This is a genomic window from Bradyrhizobium sp. MV1.5 (assembly GCF_055807615.1).
Window position 1 is genome coordinate 385,151 of sequence record NZ_JBVVPL010000001.1, and the last position, 15,720, is coordinate 400,870.

The 15,720-nt window shown below is 65.1% G+C and carries 13 protein-coding genes; 8 read left to right on the plus strand and 5 right to left on the minus strand.

What is annotated here, in order from left to right:
• Positions 1-240: 240 nt before the first annotated feature.
• Positions 241-594: a DUF1236 domain-containing protein gene (locus AC0L2J_RS01755; protein WP_007594952.1), complete on the minus strand. Its 354-nt coding sequence runs from the start codon at positions 592-594 to the stop codon at positions 241-243.
• Between the two features lie 223 nt (positions 595-817).
• Between AC0L2J_RS01755 and AC0L2J_RS01760 the strand changes: the two genes are divergently transcribed.
• Both AC0L2J_RS01760 and ppdK read left to right on the plus strand, forming a co-directional pair.
• Positions 818-973, plus strand: a complete 156-nt coding sequence (locus tag AC0L2J_RS01760; RefSeq protein ID WP_007607177.1) for a DUF3096 domain-containing protein — start codon at positions 818-820, stop codon at positions 971-973.
• Positions 974-1,069: 96 nt separating this feature from the next.
• Positions 1,070-4,021, plus strand: a complete 2,952-nt coding sequence (ppdK, locus tag AC0L2J_RS01765; protein ID WP_035973855.1) for a pyruvate, phosphate dikinase — start codon at positions 1,070-1,072, stop codon at positions 4,019-4,021.
• A gap of 58 nt (positions 4,022-4,079) precedes the next feature.
• Here the strand turns inward: ppdK and AC0L2J_RS01770 are convergent, their stop codons facing one another.
• Entirely contained in the window at positions 4,080-4,310 is a 231-nt protein-coding gene (locus AC0L2J_RS01770; RefSeq protein ID WP_084777344.1) for a hypothetical protein, read from the minus strand.
• 213 nt (positions 4,311-4,523) lie between these two features.
• On the opposite strand from AC0L2J_RS01770, the gene AC0L2J_RS01775 reads away from it, so the two are divergent.
• Entirely contained in the window at positions 4,524-5,978 is a 1,455-nt protein-coding gene (locus AC0L2J_RS01775; protein ID WP_473386805.1) for a cell wall hydrolase, read from the plus strand.
• A gap of 3 nt (positions 5,979-5,981) precedes the next feature.
• On the opposite strand, the gene nadC is transcribed toward AC0L2J_RS01775, so the two are convergent.
• From nadC to nadA, 3 genes are all read right to left on the minus strand, one after another.
• Entirely contained in the window at positions 5,982-6,860 is an 879-nt protein-coding gene (gene nadC, locus AC0L2J_RS01780; RefSeq protein ID WP_473386808.1) for a carboxylating nicotinate-nucleotide diphosphorylase, read from the minus strand.
• Between the two features lie 11 nt (positions 6,861-6,871).
• Entirely contained in the window at positions 6,872-8,476 is a 1,605-nt protein-coding gene (locus AC0L2J_RS01785; protein ID WP_473386810.1) for an L-aspartate oxidase, read from the minus strand.
• A 186-nt stretch (positions 8,477-8,662) separates the two neighbouring features.
• On the minus strand, positions 8,663-9,769 hold the full coding sequence (gene nadA, locus AC0L2J_RS01790) for a quinolinate synthase NadA (protein ID WP_473386812.1): 1,107 nt from the start codon (positions 9,767-9,769) through the stop codon (positions 8,663-8,665).
• 331 nt (positions 9,770-10,100) lie between these two features.
• Here nadA and AC0L2J_RS01795 point away from each other — a divergent pair, with 331 nt between their 5' ends.
• The 5 genes from AC0L2J_RS01795 (at position 10,101) to AC0L2J_RS01815 (ending at position 15,450) form a co-directional block, all read left to right on the plus strand.
• The gene (locus AC0L2J_RS01795; protein WP_473386814.1) at positions 10,101-11,354 is read left to right on the plus strand and encodes an MFS transporter; all 1,254 of its coding nucleotides are present in this window, start codon (positions 10,101-10,103) and stop codon (positions 11,352-11,354) included.
• A gap of 39 nt (positions 11,355-11,393) precedes the next feature.
• Complete coding sequence (acuI, locus tag AC0L2J_RS01800; protein WP_473386816.1) at positions 11,394-12,380, plus strand: acrylyl-CoA reductase (NADPH); 987 nt, start codon at positions 11,394-11,396, stop codon at positions 12,378-12,380.
• 112 nt (positions 12,381-12,492) lie between these two features.
• The gene (locus AC0L2J_RS01805; protein WP_063993456.1) at positions 12,493-13,092 is read left to right on the plus strand and encodes a hypothetical protein; all 600 of its coding nucleotides are present in this window, start codon (positions 12,493-12,495) and stop codon (positions 13,090-13,092) included.
• A gap of 164 nt (positions 13,093-13,256) precedes the next feature.
• Complete coding sequence (locus tag AC0L2J_RS01810; protein WP_007607190.1) at positions 13,257-13,508, plus strand: DUF6894 family protein; 252 nt, start codon at positions 13,257-13,259, stop codon at positions 13,506-13,508.
• Positions 13,509-13,716: 208 nt separating this feature from the next.
• Positions 13,717-15,450, plus strand: coding sequence for a methyl-accepting chemotaxis protein (locus AC0L2J_RS01815; RefSeq protein ID WP_473386818.1), 1,734 nt, complete (start codon positions 13,717-13,719; stop codon positions 15,448-15,450).
• The last annotated feature ends 270 nt before the right edge of the window (positions 15,451-15,720 follow it).

A 15,720-nucleotide genomic window follows, 5' to 3' on the forward strand; every position in this document is an offset into this window, starting at 1 on the left:
GGGGCGCCCCCACCCCCCCCCCCCCCTCCCCCGCCCCCCCCCCCCCCCCCCACCCCCCCCCCCCCCCCCCGGCCCCCCCCGCCCCCCCCCCCCCCCCCCCCCCCGCGCCCCGGAATGACGAAAGCACAAAAAGCCCCGCCCGGCGGGGGGAGGACCGGGCGGGGCCTGATGTCCGACTCTATTGCTCGCGTCAGCCTGATTGATGTGACGCGCCGGACACCTAGTTGATTCCGGAAAACGCTAGTCCATCACCTCGACGATGCGCCGCGAGCGCGGCTCGACCAGCACGGTCTCGCCGTTCACGACGGTGTAGCGATAGGTGGTGGCGCCGAAACGTTGCGGCACGTCATAATAGGTGACGCCGCTTTCAGGTAAGGTGGCACCGACCACCACGCGATCCGGGATGCGGAAAGCCGGCACCCGTTGCTCGACGACATAGTCGCGGAAAGCCGGCCGCTGCTCGACCGCAATGGTCGGGCCGCTGTCGACGACGACGGGCGCGCGTCCCACGGTGACGCTGCTTTGCGCCTGCGCCGCAAGGGGCGAGCCGATCGCGGCCGCGAGCGCTGCAAGAGCAAGAATCCTGTTCCGCATGGGCAACTCCTTCGAGAAGGTTTTCGGGAAGCGCCAATGGCGCGACCGGTTGCCAATGCATGCGTCTTCGCGATGTTCCGGAAAATGCCCGCCGCATTCGCGGCATTTTCGGGCAGTTTTCGCGAAGCCGGGAACTCGCGTGGGCTCAGTGCGTCTCTACCCGCGGAACCCAGTCCGCTATGATCCCGCCGCGATTCGCCCCCACCCCACGGAAAGAAAATTCATGCACATCACCGTCGCCCACATCTCGCCGATCCTGTCTCTGCTTGCGGGTGTGCTCATCCTGATCATGCCGCGCCTCCTGAACCTGATCGTCGCGATTTTTCTCATCGTAAATGGTGCGATCGGGCTCGGATTGTTGAAGTGGCTCCATCTCTAGGCCTTCATTCTACGGAACTCTTCGACTTGCGCGGACCTGCCCAAAGTGGTGTAAGGCGCGCAATTACCCATTCCTCTCGCAGGTTGTGTGCAAGCTATGGCCAAAGCCGCCTCGAAAACTCCAGCGAAAATGCCAGCGAAATCAAAGTCCTCCGGAAAGGCGAAAGCCGCGCCGGCGGCCCGCAAGGCACTTGCCAAGCGCGCCCCGAAGCCCGTGGCCAAGGGCGCTGCCAAGGCTGCTGCCAAGCCGGCTGTGAAGCCTGCCGCCAAGGCTGTCTCCAAGGCTGTTGCAAAGGTACCGACGAAGCCGGTTGCGCCGAAAGTCGCCGTGAAGCCGGCACCGAGCAAGGCGGCGCCTGTTGCGGCCAAGGCCGGCAAGTGGGTGTTCACGTTCGGCGACGGTAAGGCCGAGGGCAAAGCGGAGATGCGCGATTTGCTCGGCGGCAAGGGCGCCAACCTCGCCGAGATGGCCAATCTCGGCCTGCCGGTGCCTCCGGGCTTCACCATTCCGACCTCGGTCTGCACCTACTTCTACGCGCACGACAAGTCCTACCCGAAGGAATTGAAGTCGCAGGTTGAGAAGGCGCTCGACCATGTCGGCAAGTTGACCGGCAAGATCTTCGGCGATTCCAGGAACCCGCTGCTCGTGTCCGTGCGTTCCGGCGGCCGCGCCTCGATGCCGGGCATGATGGACACGGTGCTCAATCTCGGCCTCAACGACGAGACCGTGGAAGCGCTGTCGGAACTGTCGGGCGATCGCCGATTCGCCTATGACAGCTATCGCCGCTTCATCACCATGTATTCGGACGTGGTGCTCGGCTTCGAGCATCATCATTTCGAGGAGATCCTCGACACCTTCAAGGACAGCCAGGGCTACACGCTCGACACGGATCTCACCGCCGACGACTGGGTCGATCTGGTCGGCAAGTACAAGGACGCGGTCGCGCGCGAAACCGGCAAGGATTTTCCGCAGGATCCGCACGACCAGCTCTGGGGCGCGATTGGCGCGGTGTTTTCATCCTGGATGAACGCCCGCGCGGTGACCTACCGCAGGCTGCACGACATCCCGGAATCCTGGGGCACCGCGGTCAATGTGCAAGCCATGGTGTTCGGCAACATGGGCGAGACCTCGGCGACCGGCGTTGCCTTCACGCGCAATCCCTCGACCGGCGAGAGCAAGCTCTACGGCGAGTTCCTGATCAACGCGCAAGGCGAGGACGTGGTGGCGGGCATCCGCACCCCGCAGGACATCACCGAGGAAGCACGCAAGGACTCGGGCTCCGACAAGGCGTCGATGGAATCGGCGATGCCGGAGGCCTTCAAGGAGCTGACGCGGATCTACACGCTGCTCGAGAAGCACTATCGCGACATGCAGGACATGGAGTTCACGGTCGAGCAGGGCAAGCTCTGGATGCTGCAGACCCGCGGCGGCAAGCGTACTGCCAAGGCGGCGCTGCGCATCGCGGTCGAGCTCGCCAATGAAGGCCTGATCACCAAGAAGGAAGCGGTGACGCGGATCGACCCCGCCTCGCTCGACCAGCTGCTGCATCCGACCATCGATCCCAACGCCAAGCGCGACGTGATCGCAACCGGCCTGCCGGCCTCGCCGGGTGCGGCCTCCGGCGAGATCGTGTTCTCCTCGGACGAGGCGGCCAAGCTTCAGGCCGACGGACGCAAGGTGATTCTGGTCCGGATCGAGACCAGCCCCGAAGACATCCACGGCATGCACGCCGCCGAAGGCATCCTGACCACCCGCGGCGGCATGACCTCGCATGCTGCGGTGGTCGCGCGCGGCATGGGCAAGCCCTGCGTCTCCGGCTGCGGCACCATCCGCGTCGATTACGGCCGCGGCACCATGAGCATCGGCTCGCGCACCTTCAAGACCGGCGACGTCATCACCATCGACGGCTCGCTCGGCCAGGTGCTCGCCGGCCGCATGCCGATGATCGAGCCCGAGCTGTCCGGCGAGTTCGGCACGCTGATGAAATGGGCCGACCAGGTCCGCAAGATCGGCGTGCGCGTCAACGCGGACACGCCGGAGGACGCGCACACCGCGATCAAGTTCGGCGCGGAAGGCATCGGCCTCTGCCGTACCGAGCACATGTTCTTCGAGGAGACGCGCATCCGGACGGTGCGTGAGATGATCCTCTCCGAGGACGAGCAGTCGCGACGCGCTGCGCTGGCAAAGCTGCTGCCAATGCAGCGCGCCGACTTCGTCGAGCTGTTCGAGATCATGAAGGGCCTGCCCGTCACGATCCGCTTGCTTGATCCGCCGCTGCACGAGTTCCTGCCGCACACCCATGCCGAGGTCGAGGAAGTGGCGCGCGCCATGAACACCGACCCGCGGCGCCTGGCCGACCGCGCGCGCGAGCTGTCGGAGTTCAATCCGATGCTCGGCTTCCGCGGCTGCCGTATCGCGATCGCCTACCCCGAGATCGCCGAGATGCAGGCGCGCGCGATCTTCGAAGCGGCGGTCGAGGCCGAGAAGCGTACCGGCAAGGCCGTCGGCCTCGAGGTGATGGTGCCGCTGATCGCCACCAAGATGGAGCTCGACCTCGTCAAGGCGCGCATCGACTCCACCGCGAAGGCGGTGATGCGCGACACCAACACCAAGCTGACCTATCAGGTCGGCACCATGATCGAGCTGCCGCGCGCCTGCCTGCTCGCGGCCGAGATCGCGGAGAGCGCCGAGTTCTTCTCGTTCGGCACCAACGACCTCACGCAGACGACGTACGGCATCAGCCGTGACGATGCCGCGAGCTTCCTCGGCACCTACGTGTCCAAGGGCATCCTGCCGATCGATCCCTTCGTCGCGCTCGACCAGGAAGGCGTCGGCGAGCTCGTCAAGATCGGCGTCGCACGCGGTCGTAAGACGCGCGCCTCGCTCAAGGTCGGCATCTGCGGCGAGCACGGCGGCGATCCCGCCTCCGTCGCCTTCTGCCACGCGATCGGTCTCGACTACGTCTCCTGCTCGCCCTACCGCGTCCCGATCGCCCGCCTCGCCGCCGCGCAAGCTGCGCTCGGCAAGGCGATCGCGAGCCAGGCATAAGCGGAGCGGCGAGTTGAAATGTTGAGAGCGAGAGAGGCGGGGCAAAACCCCGCCTCTCTCATTTGAGGCTCGACGGCTGCCACATCGTATTTGCGATCACCACACACTCGCTGTCATCGCCCGGCTCGACCGGGCGATCCAGTACGCCGAGACGTGAGTGCTTGAACGCAGAAGCCGCGGCGTACTGGATGCCCCGCCTTCGCGGGGCAGAACAGCGGGTGTTGATGTAGCGATGGAACCGAACCGCGCGTCCCGCAATGACACGTGCGCGCAAGAGTTCCTTCACCATTCGCGTTGACCAGATATTTACCGCGTCCCGTCAGCGGACATTTACCACGCATGCAATCACCCCCGTGAAAACACCTGCGATTGCTTGCGTGTGCCGCATGCGCCACGCCGATTAACGCCCCGGCAACCTAAATTAGATACTCACGAGAAAGATCGAATTGCACGGATGTACTGCGGCTCGATTTTCTAGCGTAAGCGTAGCGTGAGCGTATCGATGTTTTTGTTGCGTACCCATCCGAAGGGCGCGCGGTTCGCGTCCTTCGGCATCGGTCTCTGCATCTTCGCATTGATGCCGAGAGAGACCGGCTATCAGGACATTGCCTCGCTGCTGGCGCGCCAACCCGGCGTCGCGGAGCGTTGGCAGAAGCAGGTGTTCTCTGCTGCGTCCTCCATACAGCTCGCCACCTACAGTTTTTCCCGGCCGATCGGCACTTCGGTTCCGCAGAGCGCGATGGTTCGCCTCGCGAGCCTCGACGGTCGCGACGTCACCGGCGCGATCAGCCGCAATCCGGCGCTGCAGGCGCAGCCGCGCTACCAGGCCGCCGATTTTCCCAAGGTCGATCGCTCCATGAAAGGTGATCGGCTCGCAACGATCACACCGACGCAGGCCCCCGGAGCCGGCGCGCCGACGGCAGCGCCCGCGCAGGAAGATCCCGCGACGTCGAACAGCTCGGTGTTCGGCGCCAAGACCGTCGCGTTGCCACAGGCGATGTCGCCGGAGTCCGCGGCCGCGCTCGATCCCGAACTTGCGGAAGCGCTGCGCGCGCCGCCGCTGCCGCAATACACCAGTGCGCCACAACCCAGCGACGCTGCGCGCTCGCTCGCGCTCCAGCCGCTCGAAGCCCTGAAGCAGGCCACCATTCCGGCTGCACCGCCACGCGATCCATTCCGCGTCAAAACCTCGAACCTGTTCTTCGGCAGCTCCTCGCTCGGAGGCAACGTCGAGAGCATCGAGAGCTGGCAGCCCGGTGCGGAGCCGCTGATCGTGATGCCCGACCCCGACATGAAGGTGACGGCCTCGCTGTCGCCGCCGACGGAGGATATCGCGAAGGGTATCGAAAGCGGCGAGAGCGTCGCGCCGAAGGGTGAAGTCAACGTCGACAACCAGCGTACCAGATCGCCGGCGGAGCGGCTCGCACTCGACGACAAGTCGCGCGCGAAGTCCGAAAAATGCCTCGCCGAGGCCGTGTATTTCGAATCCCGCGGCGAGGCCGTGCGCGGCCAGATGGCGGTTGCGCAGGTGGTGATGAACCGCGTGTTCTCCGGCAAATATCCGGATACCGTGTGCGGCGCCGTCTATCAGAACAAGCACCGCCATCTCGCCTGCCAGTTCACCTTCGCCTGCGACAACAATGCCGACGTGATCCGCGAGCCCGAGATGTGGGACCGTGCGAAAAAGATCTCGAAGGCCATGCTCGACGGCCAGATCTGGCTACCCGAGGTCGGCAAGTCCACGCACTACCACGCCTATTGGGTGCGCCCGTCCTGGGTCGCCGAGATGAAGAAGATGTACAAGACCGGCGTCCACACCTTCTATCGCCCACGCGCCTGGGGCGACGGCAGCGAGGAACCGAGTTGGGGGACGCCAGCGCAGACCGCTGCGCTATCCGCCGAGCTCATCCAGGAAGCCAAGAGCTCCGCCGAGATGGGCGCAACCGAGCGGCGGTAGCCCTCACGCCTCGATATCCAGCGCGCAGTCGAAATTCGGCGCCGAATGCGTCAGCGCGCCGGACGAGGCGTAGTCGACGCCGGTCGCCGCGATCGCTGCGATCGAGTCCAGGGTGACGCCGCCGGATGCCTCCAGTTCGAGGCGTCCTTCGTTGAGCCTGACCGCTTCGCGCAACGTCGCAATGTCCATGTTGTCGAGCAGCACGGCGTCGGCAAGGCCGGTGTCGAGCACCTCGCGCAACTGCGCCAGCGTGTCGACCTCGATCTCGATCTTGACGAGATGGCCGGCATGGGCGCGGGCGCGCTCCAGCACGGGCCGGATGCCGCCGGCAACCGCGATGTGGTTGTCCTTGATCAGGATCGCGTGGTCGAGCCCGAAGCGGTGATTGAACCCGCCGCCGCAGCGTACCGCGTATTTCTCCAACGCGCGCAAGCCCGGCGTGGTCTTTCGCGTGCAGCAGATCCGCATCCGGGTGCCCTCGGTGCGCGCAACATAGTCCGCCGTGAGCGTCGCGACGCCCGACAGGCGGCCGACGAAATTCAGCGCGGTCCGCTCCGCCGTGAGGATGGCGCGTGCCGGCCCCGAGATCGTCAGCACCTGCTGCCCGCGGGCGACGCGCGCGGCGTCGCGAACATGCGCGCGTATCTCGATGTCGGGCGAAAGCTTTTGCAAGGTGGCGAGCGCCAGCGGCAAGCCGGCGATCACGCCGGATTGCCGTGCGACCAGGATCGCTTGCGCCTTCGTTGATTCGGGAATCGTCGCAAGCGAGGTGATGTCGCCGGCGCGGCCGAGATCCTCATCGAGCGCGCGCAGCACGGCCTCGTCGAGCGCGAGCGGGGAGAGGAAGGCGTCGGGATAGAGCAGAGAGGTCGGGGTGATCATGGCAGACTCCGTCAGGCGATCAGGGGTTGCGCGGTTCGCGGTATCTGGCGTTCGGTCAGGCTGTCCGCGATCTCGTGTGCCGCCGTGAGCATGGTCATGGTGCGTTGCGCGAGGGCGGGCACGTCCGCGGCATGGTCGGAGCGGAAATGCGCGCCGCGGCTCTCGCACCGGTTCCAGGCTGACGCCGCCACGAGCAGGGCTGCCGTTGCCATGTTGCTGACCGCGATGCTCGTGGCCTCGCGTTCGAGCGTGGCGAAGTTGCGAACTGCGTCCGCAAGCCCGTCACCGTCGCGGATCACGCCGACATGGGTGCTCATCAGCATCCGCAGCCGCTTCACGGCCGCAGCATCCGGCGCGCCGTCCCGCGGCGTCGGCCCGTCCGCAAGGCGCGCGGGCGAGGCAATGGTGCGGCCGGCGATGTCGTCGGCGATGCGCGCGGCGTAGACCACGGCCTCCAGCAGCGAATTCGAAGCAAGCCGGTTCGCGCCGTGCGCGCCGGTGGACGACACTTCGCCGCCGGCCCAGAGCCCGTCGATCGAGCTGCGGCCGCGATCGTCCACCGCGATGCCGCCCATGTGATAGTGCGCCGCCGGTGCGATCGGGATGGCCTGCGTGGCGGGGTCGATGCCGGCGGCGATGCAGCTTGCATGAACGGTCGGGAATTTGTCGGCAAAACGTCCGCCCAGCGCCTGCCGCGCATCGAGGAAGGCGCCGCGTCCGGCCGAGATCTCCGCGAACACGCCGCGCGCCACGATGTCGCGCGGTGCGAGCTCGGCGAGCGGATGGCGCGCCGCCATGAAACGTTCGCCACGGCCGTTGATCAGCGTCGCGCCTTCGCCGCGTAGCGCTTCCGTGGCGAGCGGCGCGGGATCGCGGCCGACCATGATGGCGGTCGGGTGAAACTGCACGAACTCGGGATCCGCGATGACCGCGCCTGCGCGTGCGGCGATCGCGAGGCCGGATCCGCTCGCCTCGCGCGGATTGGTGGTGACGGTATAGAGATGGCCGATGCCACCCGTGGCCAGCACCACCGTCCGCGCGGCGAGCAGGATCGGCCGTGCGGCGAAATTGTCGGCTTCGCGCAACTGAAGGCCGGTGACGGCGCCGTCGTCGGTCAGCAGTGCTTCGGCGACAAAGCCTTCGATCAGCCGGATCGATGGCGTGCGCCGCACGGCCTCGCTCAGCGCCGCGATGATGGCGGCCCCTGCGCCATCGCCGCGCACATGCACGATGCGTCGCGCCGAGTGTGCGGCTTCGCGCCCGACTGCGAGCCTGCCTCCGAGATCGCGGTCGAACGGCACGCCATAGGCGAGCAGGTCGTGAATCCGCGGCGCGGCCTCGCCCGCGATCCCGAGTGCGACAGCTTCGTCGACGATGCCGCCGCCAACGGCAACCGTGTCCGCGGCGTGCGCTTCCGGCGTATCGCCCTCGGCCATTGCCGCGGCGATGCCGCCTTGCGCCCATGCGGACGACGCGCCCTGTCCGAGCGGCGCGGCCGAGATCAATGTCACCGGCCGCGGCGCGAGCTTGAGCGCGCAGAACAATCCGGCAAGGCCGCCACCGACGATGACGACGTCGTCGGAGCGGGGGAGGGTGTGGATGGCATTTGTTGTCATAGCTTTCTCCAGGCTCTCAACTGTCGTCCCGGCGAAGGCCGGGACCCATAACCCCGACTGCGGGTTGTTGCGGCAAGCTGGAGCTGCCAGCCTGCCAATACCCACGCCCTGTGGTTATGGGTCCCGGATCTTCGCTCCGCTTCGCTGGTCCGGGACGACGATTGTGTTTGTGGTTGGGAGTTGCCTTCAATTCTTCAAATTGATCATCCGCTCGACCGAGCGCCTTGCGCGGTCCGCGAGCGTGGGATCGATCGTCACCTCTTCACGAAGCGTCAGCAGGCTCTCCAGAATGTTGGCGAGCGTGATGCGCTTCATGTGCGGGCAGATGTTGCAGGGGCGCAGAATCTCCACATCGGGCAGCTCGGCGCGGACATTGTCGGCCATCGAGCATTCCGTGATCATCACCAGCCGCCGCGGCCGCCGCTCGCGCACCCAGTTGATCATGTGCGCGGTCGAGCCCGTGAAGTCGGCCTCGGCCAGCACGTCCGGTGGGCATTCGGGATGGGCGATGATCTGTACGGAGGGATCGGCCTCGCGGTAGCTGCGCAGCTCGGCGCCGGTGAAGCGCTCGTGCACCTCGCAGGCGCCCTTCCAGGCGATGATCTTCACGTCGGTCTTCGAGGCCACGTAAGTGGCGAGATAGCGGTCGGGCAGGAAGATCACGCTTGGTGCGCCGAGGCTTTCGACCACCTGGGCCGCGTTGGACGAGGTGCAGCAGATATCGACCTCGGCCTTCACCTCCGCGGAGGTGTTGACATAGGCAACGACCGGCACGCCGGGAAATTTTTCGCGGAGCAGGCGGACGTCGGCGCCGGTGATGCTGGCGGCCAGCGAGCAGCCGGCGCGCGTATCGGGGATCAGCACCGTCTTGTCCGGATTGAGCAGTTTCGACGTCTCCGCCATGAAGTGCACGCCGCACTGGACGATGATGTCGGCCTTCACCTTGGTGGCTTCGACGGCGAGTTGGAGCGAATCGCCGCCGATGTCGGCGACGCAGTGGAAGATCTCCGGCGCCTGGTAATTGTGCGCGAGGATCACCGCGCCCCGCGCCTGCTTCAGCTCGTTGATCGCCTTGATCGTCGGGGCCATGAGCGGCCATTCGATCGGCGGGATGACGTGTTTCACGCGCTCGTAAAGCGGTGCGGTGGCTCGCTCGACCTCCGGCGTCCAGTCCAGCGAAGGCATCGGCAGCGAAGGTCCGGTTCGCGCCTGCTCGGTCCGTACCGGGGCGATGACCTGGCCCTGCGGCCGGTTGGCAAAGTCGTCGGGGCCGTAAATTCCAGTTAGCGGCATCGAAGCCTCCCGTGCATGTCATTTATACTCATTCTGAGCATATACAGAGCCTGAGAAATCCGGCCGACAGGCCGGAAATCATTTTAATATGCTCGATATGAGCAAATAGAAGATAACACGCCGTGTTGGGAGCCGCTAGATCTCGCCGCACACATTTCCGTCAAGTCGGTCCCCTCGGCGCGTCGGCTGAGGCCGCGAGGAAATGCAATGCTCCCGCGCCAGCTCTTCACGGAATGCATTCGTTTTTGACTTGGGGGTTTCATGCAGATGCATTAAACGAGCTGGCTCGCGGCTGCCATTTGCTAATCCGCGACGATGCACGAGGAACAGCATGTCGACACAGATGGGCGAGCTCGGTTCGGTCTCCCGTTCCTCCTCCTGGCGCACGCCGGCGATCATCATTCTCTGCGGCTGCGCGATCGGGATGCTCGGCTTCGGCCCGCGCTCGGCGCTGGGCTTCTTCGTGCAGCCGATGAGCCATGAATATGCCTGGGGCCGCGATGTGTTCGGCCTCGCGATCGCGTTTCAGAATTTGCTGTGGGGATTGGGCCAACCCGTCGCCGGCGCGGTCGCCGATCGCTTCGGCCTGTTCCGGGTGATGTGCGTCGGCGCTCTGCTCTATGCCGGCGGCCTGCTCCTGATGCGCTATTCCTCGACGCCGCTGTCGCTGAACATCGGCGCCGGCGTCATGGTAGGCTTCGGTCTCGCCGGCTGCTCGTTCAATCTGGTGCTGTCGGCATTTACCAAGCTCTTGCCGGCCGAGAAGCGCGGCCTGGCTCTCGGCGCCGGTACTGCGGCGGGATCGTTCGGGCAATTCCTGTTCGCGCCGATCGGTGTGGCCCTGATCGACAATTTCGGCTGGCAACAGGCGCTCACCGTGTTCGGCTTCCTGATGCTGCTGATCATCCCGTTGTCGCTGGCGCTCTCGACGCCGCCGGTCGCAAGCACGGCAAACGCGGCGCCTGCGGACCAGCAGACCTTCACCAAAGCGCTCGCAGAAGCCTTCGGCCATCGCTCTTATGTGCTGCTGATCCTCGGCTTCTTTACCTGCGGCTTCCAGCTTGCCTTCATCACGGTGCATCTGCCGGCCTTCCTGGTCGATAGCGGCATCTCCACGCAAATCGGCGGCTGGGTGATCGCGGCGATCGGCCTGTTCAACATCATGGGATCGCTGAGCGTCGGATATCTCCAGAACAGCATGCCCAAGCGCTACATCCTTTCGATCATCTATTTCACCCGCGCGCTTGCGACGCTTGCCTTCATCTCGTTCCCGATCACGCCGTTCTCGGCGATTGCGTTTGGAGCGGTCTCCGGCCTGACCTGGCTGTCGACCGTGCCGCCGACCTCGGCGCTGGTCGCCATCATGTTCGGCACGCGCTGGTTCGCCACCCTCTATGGCTTCGCCTTCGTCAGCCATCAGGTCGGCGGCTTCCTCGGCGTCTGGCTCGGCGGCATCGTGTTCGAGCGGTTCGGTTCCTACACGCCGATCTGGTGGCTCTCGATCCTGTTCGGCGTGCTCTCGGCGCTGATCAATCTTCCGATCGTGGAGAAACCGGTCCAGCGGGCGGTTGCGCAGCCGGCCTGATCGGCTAAACATCCCCTGAAACAAGTCAGGGAGTTTGCTGTGGCGACGTTCAAGGCGATCCGGATCGACAAGGCGGACAAGGGCACCACCGCGCAGCTCACGCAGTTCGACGAAGCCGAGCTGATGGAGGGCGACGTCACCGTCCGCGTGGAATGGTCGACGTTGAACTACAAGGACGGCCTTGCGCTCACCGGCAAGGCGCCGGTGGTGCGCCGCTTCCCGATGATTGCCGGCATCGATTTCGCCGGTACGGTCGAGCAGTCCTCGCATCCGCAATGGAAGGCGGGCGACAAGGTCGTCTGCACCGGCTGGGGCATGGGCGAAACCCATCTCGGCGCCTATGCCGAGAAGGCGCGGGTGAAAGGCGACTGGCTGGTCGCTCTTCCACAGGGCCTGTCGGCGCGCGACGCCATGGCGATCGGCACCGCCGGCTTCACTGCGATGCTGTCCGTGCTGGCGCTGGAGAAGCACGGACTGTCGCCAAACAGCGGTCCGGTCGTGGTGACGGGCGCGGCGGGCGGCGTCGGCTCGGTTGCGACCGCCGTGCTCTCGAAGCTCGGATATCACGTCATCGCGTCCACGGGCCGTGCGTCCGAAGCGGACTATCTGAAAGAGATCGGCGCGACTGAGGTGATCGACCGCAACGAATTGTCGGCGGCCGCCAAGCCCATTGCCAAGGAGCGCTGGGCGGGTGGTGTCGATAGCGTCGGCTCGACCACGCTCGCAAACCTGCTGTCGATGACGAAGTATGGCGGCGCGATCGCCGCCTGCGGCTTGGCCGGCGGCATGGACCTGCCGTCTTCCGTCGCACCTTTCATTTTGCGCGGGGTGTGCCTTCTCGGCATCGATTCCGTGATGTGCCCGATCGAGCCGCGGAAAGCCGCCTGGCAACGCCTGGCGTCCGATCTGGATCGGACGAAACTAGCTGAAATTACTCACGAAATTCCGCTTTCCGACGTGCCGGAATGGGGCGCGAAAATCCTGGCCGGCCAGGTACGCGGTCGCACCGTGGTAAAAATTGTCTAACAGCGTTCAGACTTTACCAACCATGCTGCTTCAATGTCGCCATGGTTAGTATGGTAAGCAGCGGGTAAAGAGATAAGGCATAGCCCGCTGCGGGGTTGGTTCGGAGTTGAGCATGCTTGCGCGTATTGTGTTGGGGGCGGTCACGGCGGTAGCGACGATTGCGCCGGCCATTGCTGGAAGCATGAACGCCGATGAGGCGCGCCGCTTCGTCGCCGGGAAGGTGTTTGCTTTCACCTGCTTTGACGGCACCCGCGGCGCGGGCCGCATCATGGACGACCTCGGCGCCGCCGGCGCCGTGCAGTTCTCGGGTGCAGGTCCGGTGAAACATCTCCGCCTGCCCGGCAACACGCTTCAGATCCGCGGCCAGAACGTCTGCGCCTCGATCAAGGGTATTCCGTTCGAGCCCTGTTTCAACCTTGAAAAGACCGACGATCGCAGTTTCCGCGGCTCGGTGTCCGGGATGGGTTTCGCCTATTGCGACTTCCATCACCAGGGCGGCAACCAGATGCTGATGGCGCGGGCCGTCGCGCGGCCGCGCTCGCTGCGCACCTCGGAACACACGGGTTCGGTCGGCGCGACCAACACCGAAGTCGCCGCGCGTGTCGAGACCCCGCGCGTCGAGAGCAGCCGGCTCGAGCCGGTAAAGCCGCAAGCCAAATCGGAGCCCGCAAGGGACGACGCCCCGCTGGAGCTGCGCCGCTCGACCCAGTGAGTTGGCTGCGCGTGACACTCCGCGCACTTTGTCGTTGAGAGTTGCCATCAAACACGAAGCCGCCGCGCCGTAGTCATACGGACGGCGGCTTTTATGCGTTGGTAGCTGTTCGCGTCTCAGTTTGCGTACGGCCGGGGGGCGCGGCCCGATCAAAGGGTTCAACGATGTCGCTGTACTTCTTCCGTATCAGCACCGGCCGCTATTCCGGTGCTGCCGACCAGCCATATGAGTTCGAGGATCGCGCTGCGGCTTGGGCCGAGATGACCGAAGTCTGTGCCAATTTGCTCGGCGGCATCTCGCGCAGCCTGAAGCAGAACGCGGAATGGCGCATGGAGCTGCTAGACGAGAACAAGGAGCCGGTGTTCCGGATCAGCCTGATCGGCGAGAGCCAGAAGGCCCTTGGTCGCACTGGCTAGAAATCGAGCACCCTACCGCCGCGTGTGGTTAACCTGTTAAGCGCGCGGACCGTGCCGTTTTTCAAGGGATTTCTAGCGAGTCCGGTATTTGTCCGGGGGCGGTCGTTAACCGGATAACCACACCTGAAGCTCAGTTTTTAGGCAAGGGCGATCAACGCCGAGGGCGGCCGACAATGACTTGGCCGCGTAATCCCCGGGAAACGCGCCCATGTCGAAACTCATCCAGAATCTGCAAATCGGTACCAAGCTCGCGCTCGCTTCGGCGTTCGGCGTTATTCTGGTCGGCGCGATGATCGCGAGCCAGGTCATCGGCAACAACACCGTGCGTCATTCCAACCAAGCAGCGATTGCGCAGCAGGAATTGGTCCGCGAGGCCACCGAAGCCAAGCTTGGGATACGCGGCATGCAACTCGCTGTTCGAGACATGCGTCTCGCCAACAATCAGGGCGACTTGCAAAAGGCGAGCGAGCTTCTGCTGGAGCGGTCGAAAGCGCTGAACGGCGTCGTCGATTCCATGCTCAGATTGACGCACTCCGCGGAAAATCGCGCGCGGATGGAGAAGCTCAAGTCTACGTCCGCCGATTACCTCAAGGGTGCGCAGCAGAACGCCTCCGTTCGCAGCGAGGCCATGGCCGTGGCGGCCACGGACCCCGCCCGCGCCGCCAAGATTTCCGAGGAAGGCGCGCGCCATGTCCGTGAGGTGACGCTGCCGCTCGCTACGCAACTGGATAATTTGACCAGCGAGATTGCCGATTTTGCCAAGCATAAAAGCGAGGAAGAAATCGCTGCCGCGCAACAGGAGATGGCCACGAGCGAGCGTCTCGGCATGGTGGTCGGCGCGTGCGCCGTGCTCGTCCTCATCGGTTCGTGGCTGATGTCCTTCCTGACCATCGCGCGGCCGATCCGCGCGCTCACGGTTGCCATGGACAAGCTCGCTGGTGGTGACTACTCCGTTGTCCTGCCGGGTCTCGGCCGCAAGGACGAGGTTGGCGGCGTCGCCGCGGCTGTCGAGAAATTCAAGATCGTGTCGGAGCAGAAGGCGCGCGAGGAAGCGGAAGCCAAGATGCGGCAGGACCAGATGGCGGCCGAGCAGCGCAAGGCCGATATGCGCAGGCTTGCCGACAGTTTCGAAGGCGCCGTCGGCGAGATCGTCGATACCGTCTCCTCGGCCGCGACGGAGCTCGAGGCTTCGGCCTCGACGCTGACCTCGACGGCGGAGCGGGCACAGGAACTGACGATAGTGGTGGCTGCGGCCTCCGAGGAGGCGTCGACCAACGTGCAGTCGGTTGCCTCTGCGACCGAAGAGCTGTCGTCCTCGATCACCGAGATCAGCCGCCAAGTGCAGGAATCGGCGCGGGTCGCGAGCGAGGCGGTTACCCAGGCCCGCACCACGACCGACCGGGTCGGCGAATTGTCCAAGGCGGCGGCTCGCATTGGCGACGTGGTCGAGCTGATCAACACCATCGCCGGCCAGACCAACCTGCTGGCGCTCAATGCCACCATCGAGGCAGCGCGCGCCGGGGAGGCCGGTCGCGGCTTTGCCGTGGTGGCTTCCGAAGTGAAGGCGCTCGCGGAGCAGACCGCGAAGGCGACCGGCGAGATCGGTCAGCAGATTTCCGGCATTCAGGCGGCAACGCAGGACTCGGTCAGCGCGATCAGCGCCATCAGCAACACCATTGAAAAGCTGTCCGAGATATCGTCCACGATCGCCGCGGCCGTCGAGGAGCAGGGCGCGGCGACGCAGGAGATTTCCCGCAACGTGCAGCAGGCGGCGGAAGGCACCCATCAGGTCTCGTCCAACATCACCGACGTGCAGCGCGGCGCGGGCGAAACCGGCTCGGCATCGTCGCAGGTGCTGGCAGCGGCACAGTCGCTGTCGAGCGACAGCAACCGCCTCAAACTCGAGGTCGGGAAATTCCTCGACACCGTGCGCGCCGCCTAAGAACCTCGTTCCAGACAGTTCGGGAAGACGCCTGCCTCCTCAGGCGGGGCGTTTTTGCATCCTGATCGTCGCCGCGAACGTCTCGCGCATGATTTCGACGAACGTCGGCTGCAAAAACCAACAGCGGCGACCTCAAGCTGAAATTTACAACTTGCTCGCGAAATTACCTCTTCCATTTCAACTATTTGGGCTGAAATCTCAGTATTTCTCCGAACCCTCCCGTTAACCAGAACGCGAAACTCGAGGACTAGATTCTCCGGCAAGGGCGAT

Bases quoted from the DNA above. Each gene is read 5' to 3' on its own strand.
- AC0L2J_RS01755 (WP_007594952.1), bottom strand. From the start codon at position 594: ATGCGGAACAGGATTCTTGCTCTTGCAGCGCTCGCGGCCGCGATCGGC.
- AC0L2J_RS01760 (WP_007607177.1), top strand. From the start codon at position 818: ATGCACATCACCGTCGCCCACATCTCGCCGATCCTGTCTCTGCTTGCG.
- ppdK (WP_035973855.1), top strand. From the start codon at position 1,070: ATGGCCAAAGCCGCCTCGAAAACTCCAGCGAAAATGCCAGCGAAATCA.
- AC0L2J_RS01770 (WP_084777344.1), bottom strand. From the start codon at position 4,310: ATGGTGAAGGAACTCTTGCGCGCACGTGTCATTGCGGGACGCGCGGTT.
- AC0L2J_RS01775 (WP_473386805.1), top strand. From the start codon at position 4,524: ATGTTTTTGTTGCGTACCCATCCGAAGGGCGCGCGGTTCGCGTCCTTC.
- nadC (WP_473386808.1), bottom strand. From the start codon at position 6,860: ATGATCACCCCGACCTCTCTGCTCTATCCCGACGCCTTCCTCTCCCCG.
- AC0L2J_RS01785 (WP_473386810.1), bottom strand. From the start codon at position 8,476: ATGACAACAAATGCCATCCACACCCTCCCCCGCTCCGACGACGTCGTC.
- nadA (WP_473386812.1), bottom strand. From the start codon at position 9,769: ATGCCGCTAACTGGAATTTACGGCCCCGACGACTTTGCCAACCGGCCG.
- AC0L2J_RS01795 (WP_473386814.1), top strand. From the start codon at position 10,101: ATGTCGACACAGATGGGCGAGCTCGGTTCGGTCTCCCGTTCCTCCTCC.
- AC0L2J_RS01805 (WP_063993456.1), top strand. From the start codon at position 12,493: ATGCTTGCGCGTATTGTGTTGGGGGCGGTCACGGCGGTAGCGACGATT.
- AC0L2J_RS01810 (WP_007607190.1), top strand. From the start codon at position 13,257: ATGTCGCTGTACTTCTTCCGTATCAGCACCGGCCGCTATTCCGGTGCT.
- AC0L2J_RS01815 (WP_473386818.1), top strand. From the start codon at position 13,717: ATGTCGAAACTCATCCAGAATCTGCAAATCGGTACCAAGCTCGCGCTC.